At 50.2% G+C, this 2913-nt stretch carries 2 protein-coding genes and 1 tRNA gene; all 3 read right to left on the bottom strand.

All coding sequences use genetic code 11. From position 1 onward, the window contains the following. Positions 1-31 precede the first annotated feature (31 nt). A tRNA-Arg gene (locus ABYP33_RS18295) sits at positions 32-108 on the bottom strand. Between the two features lie 183 nt (positions 109-291). Then, a complete protein-coding gene (locus ABYP33_RS18290) occupies positions 292-1314 on the bottom strand; it encodes a cyclopropane-fatty-acyl-phospholipid synthase family protein (RefSeq protein ID WP_373092692.1) in 1023 nt (340 codons plus the stop codon). A gap of 148 nt (positions 1315-1462) precedes the next feature. Beyond that, positions 1463-2599: a CaiB/BaiF CoA transferase family protein gene (locus ABYP33_RS18285; RefSeq protein WP_373092690.1), complete on the bottom strand. Its 1137-nt coding sequence runs from the start codon at positions 2597-2599 to the stop codon at positions 1463-1465. Between the last annotated feature and the right edge of the window lie 314 nt (positions 2600-2913).

Below are 2913 nucleotides of genomic sequence, written 5' to 3'. Positions count from 1 at the left end.
GGTTTTTTTATATAAGTCAAAGACTTATGTTTGGTGCGCCCGGCACGATTCGAACGTGCGACCGCCTGGTTCGTAGCCAGGTACTCTATCCAGCTGAGCTACGGGCGCTTCAGGCTGCGTACTATATGGATGTCGCCCCCCGCTGTCAACGACTTCGTGAAATAAATTCATAATTAGCGATTTCTGTTCAAAAAACCGCCAAGATATTGATATATAACAGCATTCAGGTAATTTTCTAACACAATTCAACCCTTAAAATACAGCGCTAAAAGCACTTTTCAACCATCTTCATTAATCAGCTAACTGGCCCGGCGTTAAAAGATAATGACCCACAAACCACTCCTGGCCACCTCGGTAAGCAAATAACTCCGAGCAGGCAAGCATAAACATCCGCCAACGCTGGAACTGAATTTTGGGATTGGGTGCATCTTTTAGAATACTTAAGGCTTGGGCTTTGTTGGCATCCAGCTTAATTAACCACGCCTCAAGGGTTTTGGAGTAATGCTCGCCATTGACCCGCCAACTGTCAACCAAGCGCATATATTCAGAGAAGTGCATTAAGGTGTCAAAGGCTGGCATTTGACCACCACTGAAGAAGTTGTCGGTCATCCATCCGCCATCAAAGGGGTAATGTAAGTAGGCGTGACAGAAAATGTGCACAAACATTAGCCCTCTCGGTTCTAGCCAGCCAGAGACTTTAGCGAGTAATTCTCGGTAATTTCGCACATGCTCGAGCATTTCTACGGTCACGACTCTGTCGAAGCGCTCGGATAATGTTAATTCGCCCACGTTACAGGTTATAACTTTTACATTATTCAATCCACGCGACGCGGCTTGTGCCTCGATAAATGCCCGCTGACCACTAGAGTTAGACACTGCCGTAATTTGCGCCTGGGGGTAGCGAGCAGCCGCCCAGAGGGTAAAGCTCCCCCAGCCGCAACCCAAGTCCAATATCTTTTGGCCATTTTCGAGCTGCGCCCTTTCGGCATACATCGCCAGCATGGCTTGCTCGGCATCCGCGAGGCTTTGGCAATTTTCATCCCACCAGCAACTGCTGTATTTCAAACAGGGCCCGAGCATAAGCTCGAATAATGCAGCGGGTACTTCGTAGTGCTGTTCATTTGCCTCCCCAGCTTTAATGGCAATGGCGGAGACACTAAGTTCGCGACGAAATTGCCGGCGGCGCGCCTCGTTGCGATGTAAGTCACCACTGTATTCTTGCACTAACCGATCTGCTAACTCTCGCCGTATACCTCTACGCAGCAACGTATCAGGCACAAGACCACGCTCGGCAAGCATAATAGGACTAATCATAATTCACTCCGTGCTGGCGCATAGATAAGGCTTTGCCTTGCACTTATTACGACGCCCGTCTCAATACGGATTTTGCGGATATACATTTCAGCCAATAAAAAAGGGCCGCTAAAGCCCTGTTAAAATAGATATAAACCAAACCCTAGGTTTAGCTTAAAACACCTTCAGCACGCAGACTGGCCAAGCTTGCGGCATCGTAGCCCGCTAGCTCTGTTAATACCGAGTCAGTGTCACCACCGGGCCGTGGTGCCCCCTTGAGCACCTCAGGTGCGGTGCGACTAAATTTAGGCGCCGGCCCCGGCTGTATCTGGCCCTCCACTTCAATAAAGGATTTTCTGGCGACATTGTGTGGGTGTTTTGGCGCTTCGGTCATCGACAGTATTGGCGCAAAACAGGCGTCTGAGCCTTCAAATATTTCACACCACTGATCGCGAGTTTTGGTCAAAAATATTTCGGTGAGTTTCTGCTTCAGCTCAGGCCAGCGTGATGTATCCATTTGCGCGCCGAAGCGGTCTTCGTCTAGACCAAGTTTTTCTTTAAGAATGTGGTAAAACTGAGGTTCGATAGGACCAATCGACACATATTTCGCGTCACTGGTTTCATAGGTTTCATAAAAATGTGCGCCGGTATCCAGCATATTTACACCGCGCTCGTCTTTCCAAAAATTTTGGTTATAGAAGCAGTACATCATGTGCATCAACGCCGCAGAACCTTCTACCATTGACGTATCGACCACCTGACCTTTACCGCTGCGGCTCGTTTCTAAAATTGCGGAAACCACGCCGAACGCTAAAAACATACCGCCACCGCCAAAGTCACCCACCAAATTAGCCGGAGGTACCGGTTTGTCGCCAGCGCGCCCCATGGCATGCAGTGCGCCCGACAGGGAGATGTAATTGATGTCGTGACCAGCGGCCTGCGCCATTGGACCAGTCTGCCCCCAACCCGTCATACGGCCAAATACCAGTTTAGGGTTACGGGCTAAGCATTGCTCAGGACCAATGCCCAAGCGCTCGGCCACACCTGGACGAAAACCTTCAATTAACGCATCAGCTGACTCACACAACTTCAATACCGCTTCAACTCCACGGGGGTCTTTCAAGTTCAGCGCAATGGACTTCTTGCCCCGCTCACTAATAATATTCGCGACTGCTGCATCCGCAGCGACAGACTTACGGGTAATGGAAATTACCTCGGCGCCCATGTCTGCGAACATCATGCCCGCAAAGGGCGCGGGCCCTAGCCCTTCTAGCTCAATAATCCGTATTCCGCTAAGTGGTCCCATAATTCATTCCTGTCTGTGCATTAAGTAGTGAGTACGCCCGCTGTGGGCCTTATTTCGGATCAACCCGATTATTATCCGGCGCTCGTGTTTGTCTCTTGAGCGCCAGGCCTTCTATTTTGCACCGCCAAGCCAAATTAGGCAAAATGCAATGCCACGACTTAGCAAAAATGGCTTGATGACATTGTTGATGAATACTGAAGCTTAGAGGTAAGAATGAAGCCCGCTGGCCGGATTCAAATTGACCGCCGCGCCTTCTCTGAGTCACCATTAACCGCCCTCTCGCTCGCAACGGCGCAACAGCCCTCGCCGTCGCT

It is taken from the genome of Zhongshania sp., from assembly GCF_041584495.1.
Classification (GTDB): Bacteria; Pseudomonadota; Gammaproteobacteria; order Pseudomonadales; family Spongiibacteraceae; genus Spongiibacter.
This window is presented reverse-complemented; position numbering and strand designations above follow the sequence as displayed.

What these genes read in the sequence shown, in the direction of transcription:
- ABYP33_RS18290 (WP_373092692.1), bottom strand. Translation starts at nt 1,314, where the DNA reads ATGATTAGTCCTATTATGCTTGCCGAGCGTGGTCTTGTGCCTGATACG.
- ABYP33_RS18285 (WP_373092690.1), bottom strand. Translation starts at nt 2,599, where the DNA reads ATGGGACCACTTAGCGGAATACGGATTATTGAGCTAGAAGGGCTAGGG.